The 25,019-nt window shown below is 38.6% G+C and carries 24 protein-coding genes; 9 read left to right on the plus strand and 15 right to left on the minus strand.

All coding sequences use genetic code 11. The annotated features are described in order from the left end of the window. Positions 1-2 precede the first annotated feature (2 nt). Complete coding sequence (locus M1D52_RS22205; RefSeq protein WP_130854336.1) at positions 3-425, minus strand: type IV pilin protein; 423 nt, start codon at positions 423-425, stop codon at positions 3-5. Between the two features lie 268 nt (positions 426-693). Beyond that, a complete protein-coding gene (locus M1D52_RS22210; protein ID WP_437393595.1) occupies positions 694-2,481 on the minus strand; it encodes a hypothetical protein in 1,788 nt (595 codons plus the stop codon). Positions 2,482-2,911: 430 nt separating this feature from the next. Here M1D52_RS22210 and M1D52_RS22215 point away from each other — a divergent pair, with 430 nt between their 5' ends. The 4 genes from M1D52_RS22215 (at position 2,912) to M1D52_RS22230 (ending at position 5,559) form a co-directional block, all read left to right on the plus strand. Further along, entirely contained in the window at positions 2,912-4,198 is a 1,287-nt protein-coding gene (locus M1D52_RS22215) for a hypothetical protein (RefSeq protein WP_437393596.1), read from the plus strand. Continuing rightward, on the plus strand, positions 4,186-4,569 hold the full coding sequence (locus M1D52_RS22220; RefSeq protein ID WP_437393597.1) for a hypothetical protein: 384 nt from the start codon (positions 4,186-4,188) through the stop codon (positions 4,567-4,569). Before M1D52_RS22215 ends, M1D52_RS22220 begins: the two co-directional genes overlap by 13 nt. Continuing rightward, the gene (locus M1D52_RS22225; RefSeq protein WP_437393598.1) at positions 4,556-5,032 is read left to right on the plus strand and encodes a PulJ/GspJ family protein; all 477 of its coding nucleotides are present in this window, start codon (positions 4,556-4,558) and stop codon (positions 5,030-5,032) included. The genes M1D52_RS22220 and M1D52_RS22225 overlap by 14 nt, the downstream gene beginning before the upstream one ends. A 125-nt stretch (positions 5,033-5,157) precedes the next feature. After that, the gene (locus tag M1D52_RS22230) at positions 5,158-5,559 is read left to right on the plus strand and encodes a hypothetical protein (RefSeq protein WP_437393599.1); all 402 of its coding nucleotides are present in this window, start codon (positions 5,158-5,160) and stop codon (positions 5,557-5,559) included. A 56-nt stretch (positions 5,560-5,615) separates the two neighbouring features. Here M1D52_RS22230 and M1D52_RS22235 read toward each other — a convergent pair whose 3' ends face one another. Beyond that, positions 5,616-6,029 carry an OsmC family peroxiredoxin gene (locus tag M1D52_RS22235; RefSeq protein WP_130854340.1) on the minus strand — a complete coding sequence of 138 codons (414 nt, stop codon included), beginning with the start codon at positions 6,027-6,029 and terminating at the stop codon, positions 5,616-5,618. Positions 6,030-6,108: 79 nt separating this feature from the next. Continuing rightward, positions 6,109-6,693 carry a TetR/AcrR family transcriptional regulator gene (locus M1D52_RS22240; protein ID WP_437393600.1) on the minus strand — a complete coding sequence of 195 codons (585 nt, stop codon included), beginning with the start codon at positions 6,691-6,693 and terminating at the stop codon, positions 6,109-6,111. 254 nt (positions 6,694-6,947) lie between these two features. Here M1D52_RS22240 and M1D52_RS22245 point away from each other — a divergent pair, with 254 nt between their 5' ends. The 4 genes from M1D52_RS22245 to M1D52_RS22260 all read left to right on the plus strand — a co-directional run bounded on the left by M1D52_RS22245 (position 6,948) and on the right by M1D52_RS22260 (position 9,649). Beyond that, positions 6,948-7,187: a hypothetical protein gene (locus tag M1D52_RS22245; protein WP_013665127.1), complete on the plus strand. Its 240-nt coding sequence runs from the start codon at positions 6,948-6,950 to the stop codon at positions 7,185-7,187. Continuing rightward, positions 7,174-7,566 carry a type II toxin-antitoxin system VapC family toxin gene (locus M1D52_RS22250; protein ID WP_013665126.1) on the plus strand — a complete coding sequence of 131 codons (393 nt, stop codon included), beginning with the start codon at positions 7,174-7,176 and terminating at the stop codon, positions 7,564-7,566. Before M1D52_RS22245 ends, M1D52_RS22250 begins: the two co-directional genes overlap by 14 nt. 200 nt (positions 7,567-7,766) lie before the next feature. After that, a complete protein-coding gene (locus M1D52_RS22255; RefSeq protein ID WP_437393601.1) occupies positions 7,767-8,555 on the plus strand; it encodes a phytanoyl-CoA dioxygenase family protein in 789 nt (262 codons plus the stop codon). A gap of 326 nt (positions 8,556-8,881) precedes the next feature. Then, positions 8,882-9,649, plus strand: coding sequence for a LamG-like jellyroll fold domain-containing protein (locus M1D52_RS22260; protein ID WP_437393602.1), 768 nt, complete (start codon positions 8,882-8,884; stop codon positions 9,647-9,649). Positions 9,650-9,713: 64 nt separating this feature from the next. Here M1D52_RS22260 and M1D52_RS22265 read toward each other — a convergent pair whose 3' ends face one another. The 8 genes from M1D52_RS22265 to M1D52_RS22300 all read right to left on the minus strand — a co-directional run bounded on the left by M1D52_RS22265 (position 9,714) and on the right by M1D52_RS22300 (position 19,027). Next, positions 9,714-10,601, minus strand: coding sequence for a DUF4886 domain-containing protein (locus M1D52_RS22265; RefSeq protein ID WP_437393603.1), 888 nt, complete (start codon positions 10,599-10,601; stop codon positions 9,714-9,716). Positions 10,602-10,819: 218 nt separating this feature from the next. Next, positions 10,820-11,572 carry a tyrosine-protein phosphatase gene (locus M1D52_RS22270; protein WP_437393604.1) on the minus strand — a complete coding sequence of 251 codons (753 nt, stop codon included), beginning with the start codon at positions 11,570-11,572 and terminating at the stop codon, positions 10,820-10,822. A gap of 261 nt (positions 11,573-11,833) precedes the next feature. Continuing rightward, complete coding sequence (locus tag M1D52_RS22275) at positions 11,834-13,744, minus strand: polysaccharide biosynthesis protein (protein WP_437393605.1); 1,911 nt, start codon at positions 13,742-13,744, stop codon at positions 11,834-11,836. Between the two features lie 433 nt (positions 13,745-14,177). Next, positions 14,178-15,311, minus strand: coding sequence for an aminotransferase class I/II-fold pyridoxal phosphate-dependent enzyme (locus M1D52_RS22280; RefSeq protein WP_437393606.1), 1,134 nt, complete (start codon positions 15,309-15,311; stop codon positions 14,178-14,180). Positions 15,312-15,381: 70 nt separating this feature from the next. Beyond that, entirely contained in the window at positions 15,382-16,002 is a 621-nt protein-coding gene (locus M1D52_RS22285) for an acetyltransferase (protein ID WP_437393607.1), read from the minus strand. Positions 16,003-16,015: 13 nt separating this feature from the next. Then, positions 16,016-16,624, minus strand: a complete 609-nt coding sequence (locus tag M1D52_RS22290; RefSeq protein ID WP_437393608.1) for a sugar transferase — start codon at positions 16,622-16,624, stop codon at positions 16,016-16,018. A gap of 51 nt (positions 16,625-16,675) precedes the next feature. Then, the gene (locus M1D52_RS22295) at positions 16,676-17,908 is read right to left on the minus strand and encodes a glycosyltransferase family 4 protein (protein ID WP_437393609.1); all 1,233 of its coding nucleotides are present in this window, start codon (positions 17,906-17,908) and stop codon (positions 16,676-16,678) included. Positions 17,909-17,920: 12 nt separating this feature from the next. Next, positions 17,921-19,027, minus strand: a complete 1,107-nt coding sequence (locus tag M1D52_RS22300) for a glycosyltransferase (protein ID WP_437393610.1) — start codon at positions 19,025-19,027, stop codon at positions 17,921-17,923. Positions 19,028-19,186: 159 nt separating this feature from the next. On the opposite strand from M1D52_RS22300, the gene M1D52_RS22305 reads away from it, so the two are divergent. Beyond that, a complete protein-coding gene (locus M1D52_RS22305; RefSeq protein WP_437393611.1) occupies positions 19,187-21,016 on the plus strand; it encodes a right-handed parallel beta-helix repeat-containing protein in 1,830 nt (609 codons plus the stop codon). A 176-nt stretch (positions 21,017-21,192) separates the two neighbouring features. Here M1D52_RS22305 and M1D52_RS22310 read toward each other — a convergent pair whose 3' ends face one another. The 3 genes from M1D52_RS22310 to M1D52_RS22320 form a co-directional block, all read right to left on the minus strand. After that, on the minus strand, positions 21,193-22,317 hold the full coding sequence (locus tag M1D52_RS22310; RefSeq protein ID WP_437393612.1) for a glycosyltransferase: 1,125 nt from the start codon (positions 22,315-22,317) through the stop codon (positions 21,193-21,195). Between the two features lie 2 nt (positions 22,318-22,319). Then, entirely contained in the window at positions 22,320-23,663 is a 1,344-nt protein-coding gene (locus tag M1D52_RS22315; RefSeq protein WP_437393613.1) for an oligosaccharide repeat unit polymerase, read from the minus strand. 77 nt (positions 23,664-23,740) lie between these two features. Further along, positions 23,741-25,018, minus strand: coding sequence for a lipopolysaccharide biosynthesis protein (locus M1D52_RS22320; RefSeq protein ID WP_437393614.1), 1,278 nt, complete (start codon positions 25,016-25,018; stop codon positions 23,741-23,743). Position 25,019 lies beyond the last annotated feature (1 nt).

Raw genomic sequence — 25,019 nt, forward strand, 5'->3', positions numbered from 1 at the left:
AGCTAGTCTTTAACCGTTTCCTTTAGGTTTTTATCCTGATCAATCTCCCAAACGTTGAAGGTACCATTGCCGTTGAAATCTACGACGGCAGTGGCCCGGGCCAGGAAGGTAGTTGTACCGGCATCTACAATTTCGATCCGATAGTTGGCCTGTCCGCCATCGGTTGTCAGTTTCTCTTGTTCAAAACCAATATCCGTTAAGTCGGTACTGTATTTTGAACGTTCGAAGAAATGATTTTTTTCTAAGGTATACACATGTTCCAGCTGCACTTTCGCTTCCGTGCTTTTTGCACGGGTGATCAGCGGCATCAGATTGGGCAAAGCCAATAACACCAGAATACCGATGATGACCAATACCACCAGCACTTCTGTCAAAGAAAAAGCTTTTAGTTTACGCTTAAACTTAAAGGTTGATCGCTTCCGCATAGGTTTTTCCGTTGATTTTAACACAGCCGCTTCCAAATATTCGCTAAGTAAAGGTTATTTTTCAGACGCGGCATCCTTTATTCCGTGCTAAATATAGAGTAGAAAAATAACTCTCGCAAAAAATGTTAATAAATTAATTTGTTGATTATGGATTACCCCCCTTTTTAATGACTGTCAGTTCATTTTTCAACTTGTTAAGCTCTTCTTGTTGGCTAATTATATGTAACGTCAACTCTTCTATCTTTTTAAGCAGATCAATTTAGCATGTTTATGTCAATTCCAAAAATTTATAGGTATCGCCTTGGGTAAGCTGTGGTATATTAGTTCCTTTAATATAAATATCTACTTCCGTACTCCTATCATTGACAACTAGTTCCTTTAATGCTACAACACTCCAGGAAGTTACACTACCTCCCACTATTTTTTGAAGCACTCCTACAAGTCGCATTGGAATAATATTGGAAGGTAATTTAAATCTTGCAATTGTTAAATCATTAGCTAACCCCATAAAAGCAACATATTGCATCGTTACCATTCCTTGCTGAAAGAAATTAGTGCATCTATAATAGGCACCAATCAAAAGCCGCGGAGGAGTTAGCGTGTCGACCAATGTTAAAGCCGTCGAGTCTAACAGATTTCTGTTGATTGAAGAAATTGAAGAAATTGAAGAGCCCGTTAGATCGATCTGAGTTCTTACATAGACATTTTGAGGTGAAGGCACAGTCCAACTTATTAGCGGTGCGGTATCAGAAGTTGAAGTAACATTAAAGTCCGAATCGATGATAATACCTTGGTTCCTATTGGATGGAACTGTTGCTGACGAGCTTCCCCATCCTTTACTGTCAAGAATTTTATTCGACAGGGAGAAAAAAGAATTCGTTGTTTTCAGCATCCCGTAAACAGCCATTGAATTAATAGCAAGCAAACTAGCCCCGATAATGCGGCATGAGCTAATCGTAACATTAACAAGACTTGCCACCTTTCTATTCGCAACAACAGAAGTTACACGCTGCTCAAGTGGGCCATCTGGCCAAGTTCGTCCCCCTACTATACTGATGACAGAGTCCGTTACATTTACCTCACTAGACGAAAAGCTACTGTTGTCAATTTCGACGACCGTTCTACCTATTCTCGTACAAACGAGACCGCTTGCGTTTACGATGGACGGATTGTTTGAGGTATTCCCTGAAAACAATACAGCGTCACATAAGTCAACCGTCGCATTTGATACTGTGATTTTACAAGAGGTTGCTCCAAAGGCAAAACCAAGATATCTATCGCTTCCATTTGCATAAAAATCTCGCCATGTCCCCCCAATAACCTGTATGTTTACGCCTCCGTCTTCACCCAAAACGCCGCATTTTGCACAGTAGGTACTACTACCTCCCGTAACAGAAGTTAAATAGGCCGCACAATTGTAAAAGAAACTCTCAAACACATTTTTATTATCATAATTCGGTCCAGCCCACGCATCATGACAATAAGCTGCATACCCCAATGAAGCTGGATTTGCATAGCAATTTGTCAACTTGATCTTATCTGAAGAAGATATATAAAAAGTGCCAACACTCCCACATAAATAAGCATTGCAATTATAAAAATTGATTTCTTTACTCTTTACAACGGTCACAGCGGCGCCACCGTTTTGTTGTATAAAGTAACGTCGTTGTTCAAATGAAAGAGCTGCACTTGCATCTGAATCACCAAAAGATTCTCCTCGCCCATAAAAATTAAAATTTTCGAATGACAGATTATGGCAATAATCTATCGATAGAGTAGAGGGGTATCTCAACTTTTGAGGAGAAACTCCAGGATTCGCGGCTTTTAAAGTGCCATTTTTTATTATTAGATGATGTTTATCAAAGATGCGAATAATGTTCTGCAGGGGCAGTGCATCTCCCGTTGAAGAACCGGAGACACCGACATAAACGGTCACAATCATACCTTCAAAGTCAACAATCGCATTATTGGGCATATTGTTAAATAAGTCAATAACTTTCGTTGTTTCGTCAGCACCATTACCGGTGATTCCGAAAGAACTTGCTTTTATCTCCATAAAATTGATATAGTTTAAAACGATAATATTGATGTTTCAATATTTCGTTGGAATGGTGTATTTTCTTATTTACAACTAAACAAAACGAATACATGTTGACTTTTTTAAACTGGCTTCAATACCTTATCACAACTCTCAGAACGCTACTTGATATGGCTAATAAGATTGTAATTAATATAAATAGCCATAATCAATCTGTTAGCCACGTATAGATATTTCAACTCTGAAATAAACCAACACTTGATAAAAATCTATAACTTATCAAAGAGCAGGTGCTATATGGCACTATTGTCGCTTAAAAATCAACTAACTATTGAATGGTAACCGAATAAAATTAAGCGATCTATTTTAAAATAGCAAATTTATTCAAGATCGTTTTAATCACTTTTTTGCAACTAAATTGTATAGGCAAAAAGGATTATATTTGCACATGCATCAACCTCGTAAACTAAAAGCCGGAGCCTTATTGAGCGTAGTAGGTATAGCGACTATTATGGCACTTCTATTGGGTTTGATGCTCCTTTTGTTACGCTATAACCGTAACGAAACTTCACTACTCCTCCGCAGATTAAAGTTGGAACGGAATCTGGAGTCTGGCACAGCACTGCTTCTCAGTCAAGTTTATGCGGAAAAAGCAAGCGAAGAAGAATTAATAGACTTATTTAAAGAAGAAACAGATAGCATAAGTTTACAACATTATCCGTGGGGACTGTATGAAATTGCTATAATTAAATCTTTTGAAGGAATAGATACCCTGAAAAAAGTATTTTTAAAGGGCAATGCCATTCAAAACGACAAAGCTTATGCCCTTTATTTAAAGGACGACGATCGCCCCTTATCTATCTCCGGCAAATCAGTCGTTCGCGGCACAGCCTATTTGCCACCAGCCGGTATACGAAAAGCCTATATCGAAGATAAAGCGTATGAAGGCGACACCACCGTTTACGGCGATATCAAAAACAGTGAGAAGAAATTGCCCGCACTCAATACTGCATTGGTTGAACAGATTAAACTGTTGAACTACGACAGCTTGAAAAACCGAAGCGATTCGGTCCTTTCCTTTTATGCCCTAAAAGATTCTGTAAACAGGAGCTTTTACCAAAAACCGCTTATTCTCTCGAGCGAAGATTCGATTTCGATGGAGAACCTGAATTTGAAAGGGGCAGTGGTGGTGGTATCCAAGCGAGCTATATATCTGCCTAGCTCGGCCCAAATAGAACACGCCATCTTTATCGCACCTAAAATTAAGATTGCAAAGGATTTTAAAGGCACGTTACAGGCCTTTGCTCAAGACTCCATTCTGGTTGAAGAAAATGTCGAACTTCCTTATCCGTCGGCACTTGGACTTATTGAAAGGCGCACCGAAAACAGCGTACAGGAATTCACTCCCGAAATAGTCATTCACAAAGATGCCAAAATCCACGGCGTGGTGTTTAGCGTGGCTGCCGCATCGACCACTGACTTTATGAATCGCATTCGAGTGGAACCGGGAAGCGAAATTAACGGTGAAGTGTATGCAGATGGTATGTTGGAGCTAAAAGGTTCCGTTTTTGGAAGTGTCACTTGCCAACGTTTCGTGTTGCAAACATCATCGTCCCTGTATGACAATTTTTTGCTGGATGCCGTCATCGATTATACGAAACGTTCGCGCCATTATCTGGAAAGCGCACTCTTACAAACAGCGGGGAAAGGAGGAATTGTTAAATGGTTACACTAAACGCAAAACAAGTTGGGAAGAAATTACCGGGCTCCACAGTAGTGGAGGTTATTGTTGCCTTGGTAATTATTATGGTGGTGTTTGGTATCGCTACCATGACCTATGTACGCATCATTAACAGTTCCAGCAGTCCGAAGTTACGTTTGCAGCAGCAATTAATGGTCTTAGCAGGCGAGGCAAGTAGCGGGTTAGATGACCCGCAAGATCACACCTACCAGCTCGAAAACGATATAGAAATACAACAAAGAGTAACCGATTATGAAGGAAGTGATCAATTATTGCTGATCGAATTGGAAGCCTTCAATAAGCAAGAGAAGTCATTAGCCATCTATCGAAAAATCATTCAAAAGAAAAACCATGAAAAACCTTAAGTTAGCCGCTTTTACTATCATTGAGTTGGTGGTGGCTTTACTCCTGATGACCATTGTAGTGGCAGTTGCTTATGCGGCACTCACACTAACCGGCAAGCAATTGGGAGGCCTGCAACAACGTTTTGGAATCGATAATGAGCACCGTTTGCTTCAATATGCTTTACAACAAGACTTTGAAGCGGCAGATCGCATCGTTCGACAAGAAGGGTTTTTAGTCTGCCTGTGGCCGTCGAATACGGTGCGCTATGAGTTATTAGATAGTACGATTGTCCGGCACGTAGATGACGAAACACGGGATTCCTTTCACTTCGCGCTAGACTCCGCTTTTGTAGGTTTTGAATCCCGAGAGCAAATGGAAGAAGGTGGACTAATTGATGAACTACGTTTGCAATTGCGTGCAAAAAAAAATAGCTACCCTGTCTATGTACATAAAATGTATGATGCCGCGAATTTGATGAAGTAAGATCACTATTATTATTATTTCACGCATGAAAACTTTGTCGACAGCAAAAAAGAGTGATTTAGCAGATGTAGCGTTCAACCGACCTGTGCCGTTTTGTCAATTAAAATTTAAACCCCTATTATGTTATGAAAAATCTACATTTTTTAATTCTTATTTTCACCACGCTTATTTTTGGTTGCGGAAAGGATAAAATCCAACCAGAATCTCTTGAAGGAAAATGGGAGATGCGACATATTCTTGGAGGGCAGATCCAAGACGCCCCGTCCGATTTTGAAAAAGGGAACGGAAATATTATCGAATTTTCTGCAAATGAATACCAGAGAATTGAGGATGGGGTCGTGATTTCGAAAGGAACCTATGTGATTGTAGAAGAATCCGCTGAAATCGACGGTACTAAATATGAAAGCAAGATTGTTTTTGACGATTCAGACCAGAAGATATTCATTAAGGTATTGGGCAATAAACTTCTAGTATGTCACGGACCGACCGCTTCAGACGGCTACACAGTTACCTATGAAAAGATGTAGGTTTAAGATACAAAAAAGCCTCCTTATTTTTATCTACAGGAGGCTTTTCCCTAATTTTAAGCTACCAGCGTTGCATTCAGTTTAATTTCGAAACTAAAAGCTCCACTTACCGGGCAGGTCTGTTCTGCGTTTTTGGCTATTTTTTGGAATTCTTCCTCTGTGATTCCCGGTACTTTTGCCTGCAGGTTTAGTTCCGACAGCGTAATCTTGCCGTTGTCGAGTGTAATGGTAGAAGTAGTTTCCAGTTCGTCCACGGTATAACCTGCTTGGGTAAGATCCAGGTCGAGCTTCATGGTAAAACATCCGGCATGTGCTGCTGCTAACAATTCTTCCGGATTGGTACCTACGCCCTCGGCGAACCGGCTATTAAACGAGTACTGTGTTTTGTTTAAGGTCGTACTTTGGGTAGTTAAATGACCTGCTCCTGATTTGATGTCGCCGTTCCATACGGCTGTTGCTTTGCGTTTCATTTTTGTTTGATTTTTGAGGTGAATATTAATTTTAACCTAGTTATTTTGTACTATATAGTACAGTTTTAATTAAATTTTTTTATCGGATCGGCTCCAAATTCATTTTCATCAATGCGAGCCGTTTTTCCGGATCAGTGACCATGCGTTTGGTAACATTAAAGCCATTCCATAAATTGATCAGGTAAGTTGCAAGCAAGGCTGGCTCATAGCTGCTTTTTAATAATCCCAGTTCTTTTCCTCTCACCATAGCTTCCTGAAAAATAGATTCTAACAAATCAAGGCTTTCAGCCGCAACTGTTTTCAATCCGGCATCGCTCTCACTGATCTGCACCAGGGCGTTACCAAAATAACAGCCGCGTTCGCCAACAGGCGACTCGGCACCCGCCAACGAGAAGAAAAACTCCCTGATCAATTGAACGGGATTTTCACAGCTCATCACTGCCTTACGGAAATCTCGGAAATATTGATCGGCTACGCGCTTCATCGATTTTTCAAAGAGTTCCTGTTTTCCCCCTTTAAAGGCGAAGTAAAAACTCCCTTTTCCAATACCCATCGCTTTCAGCAAATCGTCCGCCGAAGCGTTCTCATAGCCTTTTTCCCAAAAGACCCCAATCGCCTTATCCAGCACCGCTTCTTCATCGTATATTTTTGGTCTTCCTGCCATCTTATTTTCCTTTTGACTCTGCAAATATAAATACTTTACCAATTAGTACAAAATTATTTTTATTTTTTTATCGTTATGCTGTCTTAATTCTTCGTTTCATCATACGTGTAAGTAGCTTGGTTTAGACAAGGGTACCCTTTTGTAATATTATATAACTTTATATCATGTCCTTTCTGCTACGTTCTTCAATTTAAGATGGTTTTTGTATTTTTGTAATTAAGCTACAAATAAATGGTGGCAGAAGGAGGTTATTTATGCTATCCGAGGCTAGGAAGTTACATGTTATTGAAGAAGTGCTTAAAATAAAAAACGAGGCTACGCTATCGGCGCTCGAGGACTTTCTGAAGAAGAACAAAGTAAAAGCAAAAAAACAAAATCGAACTGAATCTGCATTCAGTGAGTTTTCCGGCATATGGACCAAAGAAGAGGCTGAGGAAATTGAAAAGGCTATAGAGGAGTCTTGTGAAACTATAAATCCCGATGACTGGAAATAATTTATTACTAGATACAAATATAGTCATTGAACTGTTCAAAGGAAATCCGATAGTTATTAAGAAACTAAGCGACAGGGAAAAAGTCGATATTCCGCACGTGGTTTTGGCAGAGTTACTCCTAGGAGCCTACAGATCATCCAATCCGAAGAAACATTTATCCCAAATTAGAAGCTTCCTAAGTAAATGTAATGTTATACGCGGTGATATTGATACCGCAGATGCTTACGCTGTTATTAAGGCGGCGCTCCTGAAAAAAGGAAAACCTATTCCCGAAAATGATATCTGGATAGCTAGTATTGCCAAACAACACAACCTTACACTAATAACCAAAGACAAACATTTTAAAGAGATCCAAGATGTACAGATTGAAAGCTGGTAAATAACGTTAGAAAAAGAGATTAATATAGCTACACCTTCTTGCTTTTATGATAGAGACCTAGCGCTTGTGAAAAAAGATGAATTTGTCTAAATTTGCCCTATGAGAATGACTGTAATGTTATAATATAAATTTTCAATCCTTGAAGTGTAATGCCTCACATCGGCACAAATTCTTTATTGTTTGAATTTTTATAGTAACATATGCACAACGTCTTAAATTCTCAACAAATACAGTCATTTATTACCAACGGCTTTGTCCGTATTGATAACGTCTTTTCTACTGATCTTGCCCGTGAAGCGAGAAGTATCTTGTGGAAAGATATTCCGGCCGATCCCAATGACCGTAGTACCTGGACACAGCCGGTGGTTTGGCTAGGTATGTATACACAGGAGCCATTTATCAAAGCAGCCAATACCGCTATTCTTCACCAAGCGTTCGACCAATTGGTTGGTAAAGGGAAATGGCTCCCTTGCATGAGCATGGGCGCCTTTCCGATCCGCTTCCCATCGGAAGTTGATTCGGGAGACACCGGCTGGCATGTCGATGCGAGTTTCCCCGGTGATGATCCCCATGACTTTTTCTCCGCTCGTGTCAACGTATATTCAAAAGGCCGTGGACTACTCATGCTATTTCTGTTTTCGGACGTTAGCGAGCGGGATGCACCTACTCGAATCCTAAAAGGTTCGCATTCGGATGTTGCCAGATTACTGGAACCGGAAGGTGAAAAGGGCTTCTCGTTTATGGAATTGGCAGGAAAGTTATCGGAATTACCGGCAAGAGAGGAAGCACTCGCCATCGGAAAGGCCGGCACGGTATATCTCTGTCATCCGTTTCTGGTTCATGCTGCTCAACGGCATCGTGGTTTGGTACCGAAGTTTATGGCACAACCCCCGCTGTTACTGAAGAGCGACTTTAGTATCAGCAGCACCGGCACATGTAGTCCTGTAGAAGAAGCTATACGGATTGCATTAGGTAGACGGTACATTTGATTTAATAGCTATCCGGATATACCGAGTGTACATCCGGATGCCACATCCTAATTTCATTATATTGATTCAATTTATAGATTTCAGCTTCACTATTCCAAATCGGGTTTATATATAATGGCATCGTTGGTTCAGCCATCCGAAAAGAAGTCAAAGAGGCTTATAACTACCATTATTACACATAGATGTCGGAAAAGTTATGAAAATGCAGGAAGCAGCATCACGAAAAACGCATTACGGGTAACATAAGTCGAAATCAGAAAATCGATTCGATAATTTTGCATAATTTAGTAAAACAATTATTCAGTCAGATCACTAAATCATAAGTTATGAAAAATTTTACTTATTCAACTTTTGTTGCCTTTGTGGCGCTCTCCTTAATTTCTTCTTGTGGTAAAATTGACGTAGCAATCCCCGTCAATGATATTGAAGCCGGCTTGGTATACTATTTCCCTTTCTCAGGTAACAGTATTGACGAAGTTAGTCAGCAGTCCTTCGACACCCATGGTGCAAGTTTTGAAAACGACCGTCTTGGCAATCCCAATTCATCACTCAGCTTAATCCAAAACTATATGAATATCAACGCCGGGTTTAGCGATTCTGCAGGAACCCTATCGTTCTGGGTAAATGTGCGAGATTTTGACGAAACCGGCATGCTCTTCAATAATACAGACCCCTACCTATCAGCAGGGGAATACCAACTTGCCCTTACGCCTGCTGGCGAAATTACTACTTGGTGCGATTATAAATGGGGATTCGGAGAAAATAGTGATGGTGATATAGACTTTTTACCACTTAAAACAGCACCCATCATCACAACCGGAAACTGGTATCATCTCGTTATCCGATGGTCGAACGTAAAAGAACAAATCGAAATATTTGTAAACAATCAAAAACAACTTACCGCACCTTATGTCCCCAACTGGCAAACATCAAGCAACAGCGGCGAATTTTATGTTACCACACTTGGTTTAACGTGGATCAACCCCGGTAACCACGGAACGCTCATTCCAAAGTATTTCCATGGAAATCTTGACGAAATTAGGCGTTACAATCGCTGGATAAATGACAGTGAGATCGGAGAACTTTATCAGTAAAATCCGTCCGTTATTTTTTCAGATTTTTTAGCGTATCGAAATTCTTTAATACCCCCTTTGATTCCTACATGGGAACGGGGGTATTAATGCTTGCTCTGACCTTAAGCTTTGTAATTTTAAATGGCTTTTTTACCGCTGCATGAGCGGCTTCCTTAGCCACTTCCGCTTCCTCAGGCGTGACGCCTTCGGGACGATAGCGATCAGTTGGGGCCTCTTCGCCAAAAAGCGATTCAAACCAGGTACAAGCAGCAATAAACCGCCCGATATGCAGGTTCAAATGATAGCCGTCTCGTGTGAGGTCGTCGCCCAGAAAAGTGGTACGGGCATTTTGAATGGCCGTTCCGGACGGTACCAGCAGATCAAAACCGAACTTCTTCTTGGCTTCTGCGGACGCTTTCATTATTGCCCGATACATTACTTCCTGATTTTTCCCATAGTTGGCAAAGCCCGCATGCGTCGAATGAGGAGCATAAGCCCAGGTTTGATGCCATATATATTTGACGTTAGCGCCTTCTACGCTATCTAAGAAATGTTTTATGCCGGTAAGCGGCTCCACATAAGTGTCGAACTTACCCGATAAGGGGCTGGCCTGTTGGAGGGAAACATAATCCCAGGGTTCGCTTTGCAATGCCGTAAGGATACTTACATCGTTGTTAGTCGATTTAAGGCCATCGGCCGTAATTTTCCGATAGCGATAGGCTTCTTTGTTGCCTTGTATATTCTCCCAATGGAGTGATAGCGGAGCACCGCCAATATATAAATTACCAATAACGATCTTTTTCCCCGCCGCATCAGCCAATTCATATAGGTACTGCTCTACTGCATCTTCCGAAAAACTATTGCCGATGGCTAACATCCGTAGGGTATCATTGCTAGCGGACTGTCCATATACTACAGACAACGAGGTCAGTCCAATAAATAGGATCGTTAATAAATATTTTATTTTGTACATAATGGTAAAGGTAAAAATTATTTACAATTCGTTATAGACGCGGCGGAAATCCATATACTTATTGAAAGTTCATGGCTGGATTTGTCCCGAGACTATCTACTTTTTACGTATGAAAAGAGCCCTCCCGTGTACAAATGCATCAAAAGGAGTACAAAACGAAACGCTCAGCTTGGTTGCTGAGCGTCCACCTTTTAACAACAAAGGGATTGTGATACCCCTTATTCATTCAACACCGTTTTTAAGTTTTTATTTTTAAAAGCGGTTTTTTCCAATAAATCGGCCACCTTCCGATCAATGACAAAATTAGTCAGTACCTTTAAGTGCCTTTCATGATGTATATCAGTTCCAATAAAATCCACCAGCCCCGCTTCCAGTAACTGAATAGCGGTATGCTTCTCGTGCTTACCATAATAACCGGTCAAGGATAAGGCATTGATTTGCAGTAAGGCGCCCCGATCTTTCATCCGTTCCGCTTTTGCCGGTTTATTAAAGACAAAATGATAACGTTCGGGATGGGCTACCACCGGCTTATAACCAGCCGTTTGCATATCGAATAACACCGTACTTAAGTTGGGTGGTTCGGCCATAAACATCGTTTCCACCAACACGTAGTCGTCTGCTAACTTTAACAACGGTCCTTTTTCCATCAAACCTTCGAACATCTCATCCATCATATATTCGGCTGCGTAATCAATATCGACATCCATCTGTTCGGCGAGTAAGGCTTGTTTTAATTGATGGAAAGCGGATTCAATAGTTTCTTTGGTATTTGGATGTAAATCGCTGATAATATGAGGTGTTGCAATAAATCGCTTATACCCTAAGGTTCTTAAGCCCCGAATCAATGCAATAGATGTTTCTACATTATCGGCTCCGTCGTCAATACCTGGTAAGATATGTGCATGCATATCAGTATGTAATATTTCCGCAATGGGAAATCGAACAGTCGCTGATTTAAATATAGAAAGCATTGTATCTCTTTTTAATAGTACATTGATATTAAAACAGCATATCAGTTGGCGGTCTTCTAATAGAAAGCTCTCCTATCACTTCGAATTCTACTTTCAAGCTTCATATGAGTTTTCTTAAAAGTCAATTAATACTTATTACGAACCGGGCTGATTGCAATAAAAATAATACAAAAATTTTATACTTTTGCAATTTCTCTCAACAAAAATGTAAAGTTCTTTTCACGCGTTTGCTTTGCTGATCTCTCTATAAAAGCAAGTACTCTATAAAACTTCTTGCTCCTCGTCCAACTCCTCGTAAGGTGAATTTTTACTTAAAAATTCCGGCACAATGGCTTTCATTTGCTTTACTACTGCCATGTTATCTCCCTCTTTTGACAAGCTCAACAGGCTGTCAATAGCTAGACATGCGTCTACGTAATCATGGTTAATCACGCGTGCAATACTAATCTTTTCATGATGGGTAGGTAAAGTAGACTCTTCAGAATTCAACAACTCCTCGTAGAGCTTTTCGCCAGGTCTCAAACCCGTGAATACAATATCAATATCAACACCGGGTTGCAATCCTGCTAGCTTAATCATTTTCCTTGCCAGGTTGACGATCTTAACCGGCTTGCCCATATCAAAAACAAAAATCTCACCACCCTTTCCCATAGTACCGGCCTCTAGCACTAACTGAACCGCCTCCGGAATGGTCATAAAATAACGGGTAATCTCCGGATGCGTAACCGTAATAGGCCCTCCTTTCTCGATTTGAGCTCTAAATCTCGGTATAACGGAGCCGTTAGATCCTAACACATTACCAAAGCGCGTCGTGATAAAGCGGGTATTTTTATTAAAAGGCGCACTATTTAAACTTTGCGTATAAATCTCCGCGATCCGTTTAGAGCTTCCCATTACATTTGTCGGGTTCACCGCCTTATCGGTGGAAATCATTACAAACTTTTCCACACCATATTGCACGGATAAGTCCGCCACTATACGCGTACCCTTCACATTAGTATGTACGGCCTCGCACGGATTGTTTTCCATCAGAGGTACATGCTTATAAGCCGCGGCATGATAAACAACCTGCGGGCGCAATTGCCGAAACATTTTTTCCATGCGGTGTCGGTTACGCACATCGGCAATCACAATCTCACAACGAACATCGGGAAAAGATTCCTCCACTTCTAATTGTATTTCATGTAAAGGAGATTCCGCCTGATCGCATAAAATCAAGACGCGAGGATGGTAGTTCATTACTTGCCGAACGATCTCTGAACCGATGGAGCCTGCTGCTCCCGTTACCAATACCCTCCGGTCAAATAAGTCGGCCTTTACTTTTGCATTATCAATTTCAATGGGCGGACGCTGCAGCAAATCTTCAATTCGCAAATTCTTGATTTGCAATTCGCCTATAGTACCCGACAACCATTTATCCGGAGTAGGCGCAGTAACCACCTGAATTTCGAGACGTAAACACCGTTCGATCACCACCTGTTTATCCCGTTCATCCAATCGGTCATTTAATAGCAAAAGTTTATCCACATTCTTGGTAGCTTTCAAACGTGGCAGGTCCTTGATGTGAAATACGCGCTTTTGTTCTACTAGACTGTTCAGTTTAGACCGATCTTTATCTATAAAGCCCACCACTATGAACTTCGAGGTTGCACTTCGTTCTAAGGCCTGCTTTACCAACACCGCCTTGTCATCTGATCCGTAGATCAATACATGAATCTTATCTCTTTTTGATAGTTTATCATGAAAATATTGAAAAGTGCCTTTCGCAGCGATCCGTAAAAAAATCAATAAAGTAGAGCCAATAAAAAAGTTAATCAGTAAAACCTCCCTCACTCGAAGGCTATGTATGTTGAAATAAGGCTCAACAAGTGAGAGTATTACGACGGTGTACAGCGTACTCGCGGCGAGCATCGCCGTAAATATTCGCAGCATATCACGCATATTTGAATAACGAATTAGGCCTACATGAACTTTAAAGAGGAAAAAGATAGGAATGCAAATAACTACGTAGAGATTGGTATAGATAAAAAAATGACCTCGTAAAATCTCTGGGAACTTAAACTCTTCTGAAATAAAATAAGCTAACACAAAAGACCAACTGGCCAACACCAAATCGATTAAAAAGATAATCCATCTTGGAAGTACCTTATTATCCAGTAAAATTTTCCTCATTAGCTAAGTTTTTATATTTGCTACTAAATAAGCAACCCTATTCACCGTCATACAACTAACAACAGCTACACATCAACTAACATTCAATCAATTAATTAGTTTTCAAAAGTACGCAAAAATTATGGTAAGCCAAGTAATGAAATGGTTTACATAGCATAAAAATAATCGATCACAAAATTATTAGTCGTTCTCCCCTCTTGTTAATTCCCAATTTTCGGATTTTTGCACAAAAATACACAGTCAGCCGTATCTTGTGAAAAATACGTTAGTAGCAGCAAAAGTAATGCCGTAAATTAGGTTAATTTAATGAAAAAAGATCGGAGCGATTAAAAAATAGTGAACAAAGTGGATATCTATAACATTTAACGTTGTCTTCATAAATATACATTTTTTGTTAGCAAGTAGGCAAAAAATGTATACAAAATTATACATATTATCCCGTTGGTAATAAATCTTTCATTCGAGACACAACTCGGGATAGATCTTTTTCTGTCAGATTGGATCCCGAAGGCAAACATAATCCATTGGAAAACAATCCTCTAGACACTTCTTGTCCGTAATAGGCAGCATGTTTAAAGACCGGTTGCATATGCATGGGTTTCCATAACGGCCGAGACTCGATATTGTCCTTTTCTAAGTGAACTCTAACGTCCTCTCTTGTTATACCAGCCACTTTTGGATCAATAAGAATGGTAGAGAGCCATCGATTGGAAATCATTCCTTCCGGTTCTTCTAAGAAGGAAAGACCCGCTATGTTTCCTAAATGTTCTCGATAGTAATCGAAATTCCTTCTTCTCTGTGTCACGCGCGTAGACAACACTCCCATTTGCCCTCTTCCGATGGCCGCACATACATTACTCATACGGTAATTATAGCCGATATGGCTATGTTCGTAATGAGGTGCTACGTCTCTAGCCTGTGTAGCTAAAAAGCGTGCTTTCTTAATATAGCCTTCGTTATCCGAAATTAATGCGCCGCCTCCTGAAGTTGTAATAATTTTATTCCCATTGAATGACAGCACGCCAAGTGTCCCAAAAGTACCCATTGCCTTTCCGTCTAAGGTAGATCCTAGCGCTTCTGCGGCATCCTCGATTACAGGTATAGCAAACTCTTCTGCTATAGCCATAATTTCCTTCATCTTAGCCGGCATACCGTATAAATGTACAGGGATGATGGCTTTTGGCTTTTTACCTTTGGATAAACGATCTTCGATTGCTTCTCGTAGCAGCTCGGGATCCATATTCCAAGTATCCCTTTCGCTATCTATAAAGATAGGAACCGCCCCTTGGTATACAATTGGATTAGCGGAAGCGGAGAAGGTCATCGACTGGCAAATCACTTCATCCCCCGCGCTCACATTTAATAAAATTAGCGCCAAATGTAGGGCTGCTGTGCCAGCACTTAAGGCTGCTGCGTGTCCTGTTTTGGTAAAAGCTACCAAATCTCCCTCAAAGCCATCTACATGTGGCCCTAGTGGCGCAATCCAGTTGGTATCAAAAGCTTGTTTGACATATTGTTGCTCCATTTCTCCCATATGAGGAGAAGAGAGCCATATTTTTTCGTTCATTCTCTTTATATACTTTGTATTGTTTTTCTTTGCGTACTTACTTCGGCCATTGTTCGTAAGGCTAGTCTAATCAAGCTTGGTTATATTTTATAATCCGGCCAGGGTTGCCCACCACTATCGCATAATCCGGAACATCGCGTATTACGACTGCCCCAGCGCCAATGGTACACCACTTGCCGATTCGAACCCCTTGAATAACCGATGCACCGATACCAATATGCGTTCCTTCACCAATCTGCACATCCCCTGCCAAGGAAACGCCAGGGGAAATGTGCACATAATCAGCTAATACACATTCGTGATCTACAGAGCAATTCGTATTCAGGATGACATGTTTATCTATCCGAGTCTCTGTATTGATTATAACACCCGCCATGACAACCGTCCCTTCACCAATCGAAACCCGATTGGATATAATTGAGGCCGGATGGATCGCTTTACTGAAAGTCAGTTCATTCTGAAAGGTTTCGGCAACATATTTTCTGATACGATTACTCCCAACGGCGATGACGTAAGGAGCATCCCTTGACCAGGCGCCTGCTTCCGGTTGAGGCAAGACTCGATAGTCCCAAAGTCGTAGAATGGCTTCATTTTTCTCGAAGATTCCTTTAATATACTTGCCCTCTTCTAATAAAATTTCCGCAACTACTTTAGCATGGCCACTTGCCCCGATTAGATAAACCTCTTGCATACTGTAAAAATAATCAATTCCCGTTTCCTTGGAAACGCTCTACCGTGACATGTCCCTCCGCGCTAATCCCTTCGCGCTTAAATACCTTCATGATTGTGATCCAAATAATCTTTACGTCCAGTGAAAAAGACAAGTTATCGACATACCAAACGTCATAGGCAAATTTCTGCTGCCAGGAAATCGCATTTCGTCCATTTACCTGTGCCCAGCCCGTAATACCAGGTCGCACTTCATGTCTTCTTTTTTGCTCCGCATTATAGAGTGGTAGATATTCAACCAATAGTGGGCGCGGCCCCACTAAGCTCATATCCCCCTTAATTACATTTAGCAATTGCGGAATTTCATCCAAAGATGTTTTACGAACGAAACTACCAATGGCTGTTAAACGTTCAGCGTCAGATAAGAGATTTCCGTCTTTATCTTTTCGATCATTCATAGTTTTGAACTTAATGACCTTAAAAATTCGACCATTTTTACCCGGGCGTAATTGAAAAAAAAAGGGGTATCCTCTGTTAGAAATAAAAAGAAAGATAACGACTAAAAAGAATATAGGCGAAACCAAAACAAAAACAATTGACGAAAGAATAAGATCAAATGACCGTTTTATTAATACTGCATACATAGACTAAGCTATTTTCATAAAATCTAACACGTTCACTGGAAACCATTTCTATTAAACCAAAAGTAATTGATCAAATAGTTCTAGATATTTTTTACCGATCACAGTATATGTTTTGTGTTTCATAAGATAATCATAGCCTTTTCTTCCCAACTCTTCCCTTTCGTACGCCGACATATTATATAATTTAAGAACTCCTTTGGCTATTTCCTTCGGTTTTTCTGCTGCGACATTTATTCCACATTTTGAAATGCGGACCGGATCGCTAGAAATATTTGATGATGAAAGAATCGGTTTCTTTGCAAGCATATAATCGTTGTATTTATTCGCTGCAACTCCGTATCGATAAAGTGGCTTGTTGTGCCATCCAATAAAACACAGATCGGCGCTAACTAGCCATTGTTTCAGGTCAGCTTTCAAAACTTTTGGAAGAAACTGAACATTGTTAATGCCTTTTGCCATATTCAGTAAGTCACACTTTAAAGGTCCATCGCCAATTATTAAAAATTGTATCGGATATGCTACAAGATATTTTGCAGCTTGTATGAAATACTCCATTGCATTTGCATTACCAAGGGTACCGGTATAGAGAACTGAAAATTCTACCTTAACATTTTCACTTAAAGCAACACTTTTTTTATCTTTTTCGATCTCCACTTCGTGTACAGCCTTTATAGCGTTTGGAATCCATACAAATCTTTTATATTTAAACCTATGCTCTCTTAGATAGCTTTCAAATTCAGGCAAAACAGAAGTTACGCAATCAGCATGTTTATATCCAAGTCGTTCAATTACTCCTAAAATGAGCATCAATGGATGTTTCCTAGAGAATCCGCCTATTTCAATTGGTGTAAGAGGCCAAATATCCCTAATTTCCAAGATAAATTTTGAGTTAAATCGCCACTTTAGCCAAATACCATAAAGTAACGGAATTAAAGACATGGAAGAAACTAAAATTATGTCTGGCCTCTCGTATTTACAAGGATACCGAAATAGTTTAACTGTAAACTCGAACCACGACCAAACACGTCCGATGTAGCTTCTGTCTTTGTAATGTTTCAGTTTTATCCAAGTGAAAACAGAACCATCATTTATACGTTCATCAGTGAAAGTTCCAGTAATTTGAGGCGGATTGGTTAAAAGGTGACTAAAAGAACCGGAAAACACTCTGCAATTAAACTTTTTTGAAAAATACTCAAGCAAATGAAAAAAGCGCTCACCAGCTCCAAAGGAATTTTGCGGCATACTCGCAAACTGATTTACAATCCAAATTGTTCTTCTTTTCATCGCGAAAAGTTTTTATTCGACTCTATCCAGTAAAATACTTTCATAAATATTAATCATTTGTTGAACATTTTTCAACCAACTGTAGTGTTTTTGAACACGAATTCTACCACCTTTCCCTAATTCCTCTCTTAACTGTTGGTCTATTAAGAGCCTTTCAAATGCTTTAGCTGCCGCCTTAAAATTTTTTCTAGGCACTATTAACCCCGTTTCTTCATTTACAACAACTTCAGCAAGCCCTGCCACATCACTTACAACGACAGGCCTTTCACAAGCTGCAGCTTCAACCGCAGATACTCCAAAGCTTTCGCTGTCACTTATTGACAAACAGGCAGAGATATCCATCAAATTATGATAGTATGGAACTTCCTCAAAGGGTACAGGTCCAACAAACTCACAATCTTCTTTTATTTTTAAATCTACAGTGAGTTGTTTAAGACTATTCAGCAGACTTCCTCCTCCTACCACAAGCAATTTTAGATTTCGATCAGGATATTTAGTTTTGAGTAAGTGAAAAGCTTTTATTAAGTATTCTATACCATACTTTTTCTCCAGAGTTTTAACAGTTCCTATACAAAAATCCGATCGATTTATTACTTGATCGTATTTTTTGAAGAAATTGGTATCAACCCCAAAAGGAGTTACCATTATATGTTTATCCGTAAATTTCTTAGTTTGCTCAGCCATTACTTTGCTAGTGGATAAAACTATGTCAGCACATCTAAGATTTCTCCTTATTATTTTATCGAAAATTACATTTTTATATGGAAATTCGTAAACATCAGCACCCCAGACTGAAATAACAAATGGATGAAAATCTAAAATTGTCCCAAGCAATCCGTAGCTGCTTGCGTAATGGGCGTGTACAATATTAGGTTGAAATTCTGCTACAAATTTACGAAGAGAGAAATAAGCGGATAAGTACTTTATCTTTTTAAAAAAATTCTTTCTACTACTTTCGACATTAGCGCTTCCGATTACCAAATTAGGTACATTTTTATAAACGTCCTTCTTTGGCGATGAGATGCTCCATAACCCTACCTTTACCCCTTTCTCCGCCAGAGCCTTCACCCATTTTATAGTATGGACGGAGTTACCATCACTCAAAATCAAAACTTTCATTATTTCATTTTTAATGATAAGTCAACGCCCGGATAAACAAATATTCTGTTGACATACTTGTGCAAATATATCAAATTACAAGAAAAAGAGAACTAAGTCGTCAGCCTGGTCTTTTTTATTTATTTAAAGAAGCAAACATAAAATCAATATATTTGTTTAATGATTCAAGGACTAACAGATAAGGACACATTTCTTCCAACAGATACTCACACAAAACAAATGGTCAAAAAAATCGTATTTTTAGTTTTTATATTAACTACCTTTATGTACGTATTGTTTCTTCTTAGAAAGAACGATGGACCTACGCCAACTCAAAATCGAGAGAAGAAAGAAATTGCAAACAGTGAAGATATCAAGAAATTACCAGTTCAAAGCCCGAAAGAAGAGATTACCGACAGACGAGATTTGTCCGATACAATTTTCGTAAAAGACTTTGGGGCAAAAGCCGACGGAAAAACAGATGATACAAAAGCGATTCAAGCTGCACTGGACAAAAATTCCAAAGTAGTTGTGTTCCAAAAGGGGACATACTTAGTATCTAAAAACAGCGATTTAGCTGGATTCCCCAATATGGATCAACCTTGCCTGTTGATTAGAAATAAAAATAACTATAAAGTAATTGGAAATGATGCAACTTTGGTAGTTATGCAACATGCGCAAGGAATCTTAGAACTTCAAGCATCCGAAAACATTGTCGTGCAGAACTTAAAATTGCGAGGCCCAGGAAACTTTCCGCCGTTGGATGGGGAAACAGGCCGGGGAGAGAAAGGGATTGCAACCGCAGGTTATAACACTAGTGGCTTTTGGGGTTACTACAAAAACAATTGCCATAATACAAGTAGTAACCAGACCGGTGGGTATAATAAAGAGTTCCCACAAAAGAGTGGAACTAAAAATAGAAGCTGGGGAAAATGGAATAACGGCTTTATTGGAAACGTTGCTTACGGTTTGTTAATTCATAACGGCTGTAACAATATAGTTATTGAGTCATGTGAAGCTACGGAATTTAATTATGTAGGCATTGGAGTTGGTCACAATGGAGACTACTTCCCAAAAAAGCTGAATTATCCCAGGTCTAGAAACATCACTTTCAAGAATTGTCATGTATATCGAAACTATTCAGCTGGCTTTCACTCTATGGCGGTAGACAATTTCAAGATAGTAGGAGGCCAGAGTTCAGGTTCGGGGCATCCGGACGCTTCAATAAATGATCAAAATTGTGATCCAGGATATGGTTACACTTCAAGAGGTTCTGACACATACACTGTTAAAGCAACGATCGAAGGTGTGCTTTTTTCGGATAATAAAAGAAAAGGAATAGATGCTCATGCTGGTGAAAATCTTTCATTTATAAACAACACAGTAAAAAATAGTCCTGTTTGTGGGATATATGCAGCATGGACTAGCGAGTCCCAAAAAGTAATCGGAATACGTATTCTCAGCAATATCATTGATAATACAGGTTATGGCCCTGCAAGTTTAGGAGCTATATATGTTGGTGCAGACAACAATTCTAACATCGACCAAAGGACTGTAAATTCCCTAATCAAAGGAAATATAATTAAGAATTATTCATGCTCTGCTATTCGTGTTAGGTATGGGAATTACGCACAAATAATCGGAAACAAAATATATAGTGCTAAAAAAGGGGTATTACCTAATTTGAGCAGTATACTTGTAGTAGGAAAAAACGAAAAAGACCTTGCTAAAAACATCGATATCATCGACAATTCGATACAAGAAAGTGGTCCATTAATAGAACGCGGTATTCAACTTTCTAACGTCGAGGAGGGTAATGTAACTAATAATACAATAACATTCGATAAGGATATAAATATCGGGGTATTTACTAAAAACACGAATAAAATAAGTATTATAAACAACAATATCAATCTTAAAGGAAAGGGCCGTGCATTAGCCGTTCAAGGAACTACCAATCTTAAACAAGAGCTAAACAAAGCAAACGGAACCGCCATCAAAAAAGAGTAACGCAACTGTTCTTATGTGTAGTTGTAATGAGATTACCAGAATTCTATTTTGAGAAAATCTATCTTCTGCGGAAAGGGGTTGGATTACTTAAATTAGCGTGATTAAAAGTCCCGGTCTTTCTATACTCTCTCAAATAATGAAAACCATATTTTACAAGAACAGCGACTTCAAAGGAGTTATAGAAATATATCCTTAAACCGCGTCCGCATTAATGAGTTTTCAACTAATATTGCTCTGCTGTTCCAAGTATTCTCGGCAAAGCAATTGTCAATATTTGGAAAGTTAGATATCTGCAAACCATCACTCTTCTGTAAATTCATACACAATTGAAACAACGCATTATATTCAAAAGGTATTGACCAACCGATTCGGTTATTCTCGACAAAATCTCCTGACGAAGTTCCTTTTACTCCAATAATTGGCTTTTTATGAGAGATATATTCGAACAATTTCACAGGCATCGCAAATTTCCAATATTCGATTGGTTTAACATATAAGCAACAGACGTCATGTGTAGAATATAGCTTTTGCAAATCATGGCCTTTCAAGTGAACTATACTAATTCGCTTATGTTCCAGAAAATGCTCATATTCATGTCTTATGTTATCAAAATCCTGTTTCCTGCAACATATAGTAAAATAGATATTATTGAATTCCTCTTTTGCAACAACCTCTAGAAAAAGTTTGAGATCGTAAAGCCTACCAATACCACCAACATACAATAGTTTTATTTTATTATTGGTTTTTTTGATACTTTTTAAACTATCACTGACTATATCACAGCCAGGAGGTAATTCAACGATATTATGGATAGTAATTTCGGGGATATAAGATTTCATAATCAGTGAAGGCAAAAATAATACATCAATGATCTTGTTATACAGAAAAAGATCAACTTGATAAAAAAAAGAGGCGTATATCTTTTTCCAAAATGGAATTCTGTATTGCTCAAATTTCCAATGAATATCTCGATAGAATAGCCCTATTGGAATATTATTTTTTTTGCAGAATCTAAAGAATGAAAAATCCAAAAAAGGATAGGTGGGAATATGGTGTTTTTCCGTAAGCAATGTCGGCATTGTAGAACTTTCTGAATAAACAAAGTCATATTGAGTTCCCTGTTTTATTTGATTTTTAATTTCCATAATGATATGGGCTCTTTTATCGCCATAACCAGATACGACTGTCACATCATAGCCAACATTTCTAAAGGCCTCGATCATTTTGATTGGTCTTAGCTGGCTTGCTGACGCTTGTTCGACATTCGGTTCAAAAGGGATATGAAAGATCATTCTTTTCATAACTATACATTATTTAAAGTTTTCGCCCACGAGATCATTAAACTGAAAACTACGAAAATTGCGATTATGGGGACACTGTAGAAGAAGTCATTTATACCACCTGTTACTGGCAAATTGTAACTTAGATATCCAAAAACTCCGACCAATATCGGAGTTTTCGATTTTTTAAGAAAAAAAGTGTATATAAGTTGTATTACAAATCCAACATAAATGGGGGATAATATCACACCTATAAGACCAAAATTCGCCCACGCCTCCGCGATAAACAAGCTGTTAACTACACCTGCTGACCCTTCATCGATTCCTTTTGGATTATAAAATTCCATTATAAGTCGTGCTGCTCTCTCAGAATACTCGATTCCCAACAGACTGCTTAATTGTTTAGATATTGAAGAGAATCCGATGAAATCCCGATATTTTGGAAATAAATCAAAGGACAGATATGTTCCAGCACTTTGCCCTAAAATAATTCTACCTATAAATCCAGAGTTATAGCTAACGAGCGCCTCAATATTTTCCTGCAAAACGAAAACATAGATTAGAGTAATAAGTACAATAATAATCACAAAGTACCTTAAAATAGTTCTAAATTCTATTCTATCATTTAGCAAAATTTTAAGGATTAAAAATCCTACTATGTATTCGATTAAAGGACTCTTTTCTAAATTGTAAGTCAAAATTACCACTGAAAACAGAGACATTACAATAAAGCAAGTTCGCAAATACCTACTGCCGGTAAGCTTATAATAGCCATAATAGATATAAGAAATAATAGGTGTGAGTATAATACCGAATATGTTTCGAATATATACAATTCCTTCAAATCCACGAGATGCGTCGCTTCTTACCTTGGCTAAATCGGTTGCACTTGCACCTCCTGTTAATGCCTTTAATAATGGCATCCCACCAAGAGAAATAAAAACATATACAATTGAAGCGATACATATGATAGACAGAAGTAACAAACAAAATCTAAGCGACTTATCGCCAACTGGAAATTGAAAGGAGAGCTCCTTCGCTTGGTAGTTTTCAAAGAGAACTTTAGTGAACGGTAATGATAACAATCGATTAAACAACAACATACCAGCAGGTAAAGCTATCATAGTATATAGAATGGCATAATAACCGTATATTCTGCTTTGATCAGAATACATCTTTCCGATAAAGTAGTGATAATCTACCTTATAAACCACTAGAATTGCGGCAATAAAACTCTGCAAAAAGATATTGTAGTAAAAAATCCACGATATCATATTCAATTTTTGCAAAGAAAGAGTCCCAGCAGCCTTTTTGAATATCTTCGCTGATATAATTAATACAACTAGAGCTAGGACTAAATAATACATAACCAAACTTTACACTTTACAGATGAGTTTTTATTTTTGTAACACAAAATAATATCTGATTCCTAATCCACCTATTTTTAGAGTTTGCGGATAGAAACAAGATAAAGAAGATAGGTTAACACCAAATAGAGAGCCGAGCTCGAATATGAATAAAATGACAAAAAGCTTCTAATATCTAAATGGAATATCCGAGCTCCGAGAAACGCCCCTAAGTTAAAAGTAAAAATTAGAATCTGCATTACCAACATCAAAAATTGCCTCTCAAAAGCTATCGTGATCAAGCTTAAAGGAGAGAAAATTGACCGAACGAAAAATAAAGGCAACAGTATTTTAGCGTATAGCCCTGCTTGTCTCCAAGTTTCGCCAAAACAAAACGCAAACAGATCCTCCACTATAAAAAATAACACGAGAAAAAAGGGTGCAGATATGACTATTATTTTCTTCAGAGTTGATATATATTCACTTTTAGCATTTGAGCTATTTTTCTGGCATTCAGAACATACTTGGTAGAAAACCTGACTAACGTTATTTGACACTAAACTGAGTGGCAAATTAAGATACCTATACCCATATGAATAAAAACCAAGTGTATTTACACCATACAAATTTGAAATAAAAAAGTTATTTATATTTAGTGATATCGAATTTAGAATCACACCCCATGACGAAACTATTGGAAACTTTTTGTACCTCACCGCATTTAAAAATATTCTCCTTTTAGTAATAGTACCAAATAGGTGACTAAAAGATAAAAAGTGCTTAAACATTTTTGCATTCCCTGAAAGATTAGATAAAACAACACCCAAAATCAGCCCTAGTTTACCTACTCTAAAGATTCCCAATAGTAATTGGATAAAAGATTGAGATAAAGATCTTATAATATTGGAAGAGGCGATGACTCGGAAGCGCTTATATCTTACCGAAAAATAATTAAGAATGCTATAAATTCCACCAAGTAGAGTCATTATCGGAACGAAATAGATATTATCCCCAAGATACTCTCCTCCAACTAGGCTTAAAATTTTATGCTTAAAAAGAAAAATCACTATAACTAGAACTAGTGATATCAGTAAAGCCAAAATAAAAGACAGCAAAGCAATATTAATTGCGTCTTTATCTTTCTTCGGTAATGTTATAGCAAACTCATACCGAAGACATATAATCGGTGTTATTGTTGAATAAAGAGCGTTAAAAATTGCAAGGACGCCAAAGTCTTTTGGGCTATAAATTCTCGCCAAAAATATGCTTGCTATCAGTGGTATTACCTGAGAGACAAGCGTTCCAGACAGCAAAACCGCAAAATTGCGATTAAAATCGGTATTTAGCTTTGCGAGAATCCATCTGTATAGCTTCACA

Source organism: Olivibacter sp. SA151 (assembly GCF_054130995.1).

Excerpts from the sequence above, each read along its gene's own strand:
- M1D52_RS22205 (WP_130854336.1), bottom strand. The coding sequence starts at position 425 with ATGCGGAAGCGATCAACCTTTAAGTTTAAGCGTAAACTAAAAGCTTTT.
- M1D52_RS22210 (WP_437393595.1), bottom strand. The coding sequence starts at position 2,481 with ATGGAGATAAAAGCAAGTTCTTTCGGAATCACCGGTAATGGTGCTGAC.
- M1D52_RS22215 (WP_437393596.1), top strand. The coding sequence starts at position 2,912 with ATGCATCAACCTCGTAAACTAAAAGCCGGAGCCTTATTGAGCGTAGTA.
- M1D52_RS22220 (WP_437393597.1), top strand. The coding sequence starts at position 4,186 with ATGGTTACACTAAACGCAAAACAAGTTGGGAAGAAATTACCGGGCTCC.
- M1D52_RS22225 (WP_437393598.1), top strand. The coding sequence starts at position 4,556 with ATGAAAAACCTTAAGTTAGCCGCTTTTACTATCATTGAGTTGGTGGTG.
- M1D52_RS22230 (WP_437393599.1), top strand. The coding sequence starts at position 5,158 with ATGAAAAATCTACATTTTTTAATTCTTATTTTCACCACGCTTATTTTT.
- M1D52_RS22235 (WP_130854340.1), bottom strand. The coding sequence starts at position 6,029 with ATGAAACGCAAAGCAACAGCCGTATGGAACGGCGACATCAAATCAGGA.
- M1D52_RS22240 (WP_437393600.1), bottom strand. The coding sequence starts at position 6,693 with ATGGCAGGAAGACCAAAAATATACGATGAAGAAGCGGTGCTGGATAAG.
- M1D52_RS22245 (WP_013665127.1), top strand. The coding sequence starts at position 6,948 with ATGCTATCCGAGGCTAGGAAGTTACATGTTATTGAAGAAGTGCTTAAA.
- M1D52_RS22250 (WP_013665126.1), top strand. The coding sequence starts at position 7,174 with ATGACTGGAAATAATTTATTACTAGATACAAATATAGTCATTGAACTG.
- M1D52_RS22255 (WP_437393601.1), top strand. The coding sequence starts at position 7,767 with ATGCACAACGTCTTAAATTCTCAACAAATACAGTCATTTATTACCAAC.
- M1D52_RS22260 (WP_437393602.1), top strand. The coding sequence starts at position 8,882 with ATGAAAAATTTTACTTATTCAACTTTTGTTGCCTTTGTGGCGCTCTCC.
- M1D52_RS22265 (WP_437393603.1), bottom strand. The coding sequence starts at position 10,601 with ATGTACAAAATAAAATATTTATTAACGATCCTATTTATTGGACTGACC.
- M1D52_RS22270 (WP_437393604.1), bottom strand. The coding sequence starts at position 11,572 with ATGCTTTCTATATTTAAATCAGCGACTGTTCGATTTCCCATTGCGGAA.
- M1D52_RS22275 (WP_437393605.1), bottom strand. The coding sequence starts at position 13,744 with ATGAGGAAAATTTTACTGGATAATAAGGTACTTCCAAGATGGATTATC.
- M1D52_RS22280 (WP_437393606.1), bottom strand. The coding sequence starts at position 15,311 with ATGAACGAAAAAATATGGCTCTCTTCTCCTCATATGGGAGAAATGGAG.
- M1D52_RS22285 (WP_437393607.1), bottom strand. The coding sequence starts at position 16,002 with ATGCAAGAGGTTTATCTAATCGGGGCAAGTGGCCATGCTAAAGTAGTT.
- M1D52_RS22290 (WP_437393608.1), bottom strand. The coding sequence starts at position 16,624 with ATGTATGCAGTATTAATAAAACGGTCATTTGATCTTATTCTTTCGTCA.
- M1D52_RS22295 (WP_437393609.1), bottom strand. The coding sequence starts at position 17,908 with ATGAAAAGAAGAACAATTTGGATTGTAAATCAGTTTGCGAGTATGCCG.
- M1D52_RS22300 (WP_437393610.1), bottom strand. The coding sequence starts at position 19,027 with ATGAAAGTTTTGATTTTGAGTGATGGTAACTCCGTCCATACTATAAAA.
- M1D52_RS22305 (WP_437393611.1), top strand. The coding sequence starts at position 19,187 with ATGATTCAAGGACTAACAGATAAGGACACATTTCTTCCAACAGATACT.
- M1D52_RS22310 (WP_437393612.1), bottom strand. The coding sequence starts at position 22,317 with ATGAAAAGAATGATCTTTCATATCCCTTTTGAACCGAATGTCGAACAA.
- M1D52_RS22315 (WP_437393613.1), bottom strand. The coding sequence starts at position 23,663 with ATGTATTATTTAGTCCTAGCTCTAGTTGTATTAATTATATCAGCGAAG.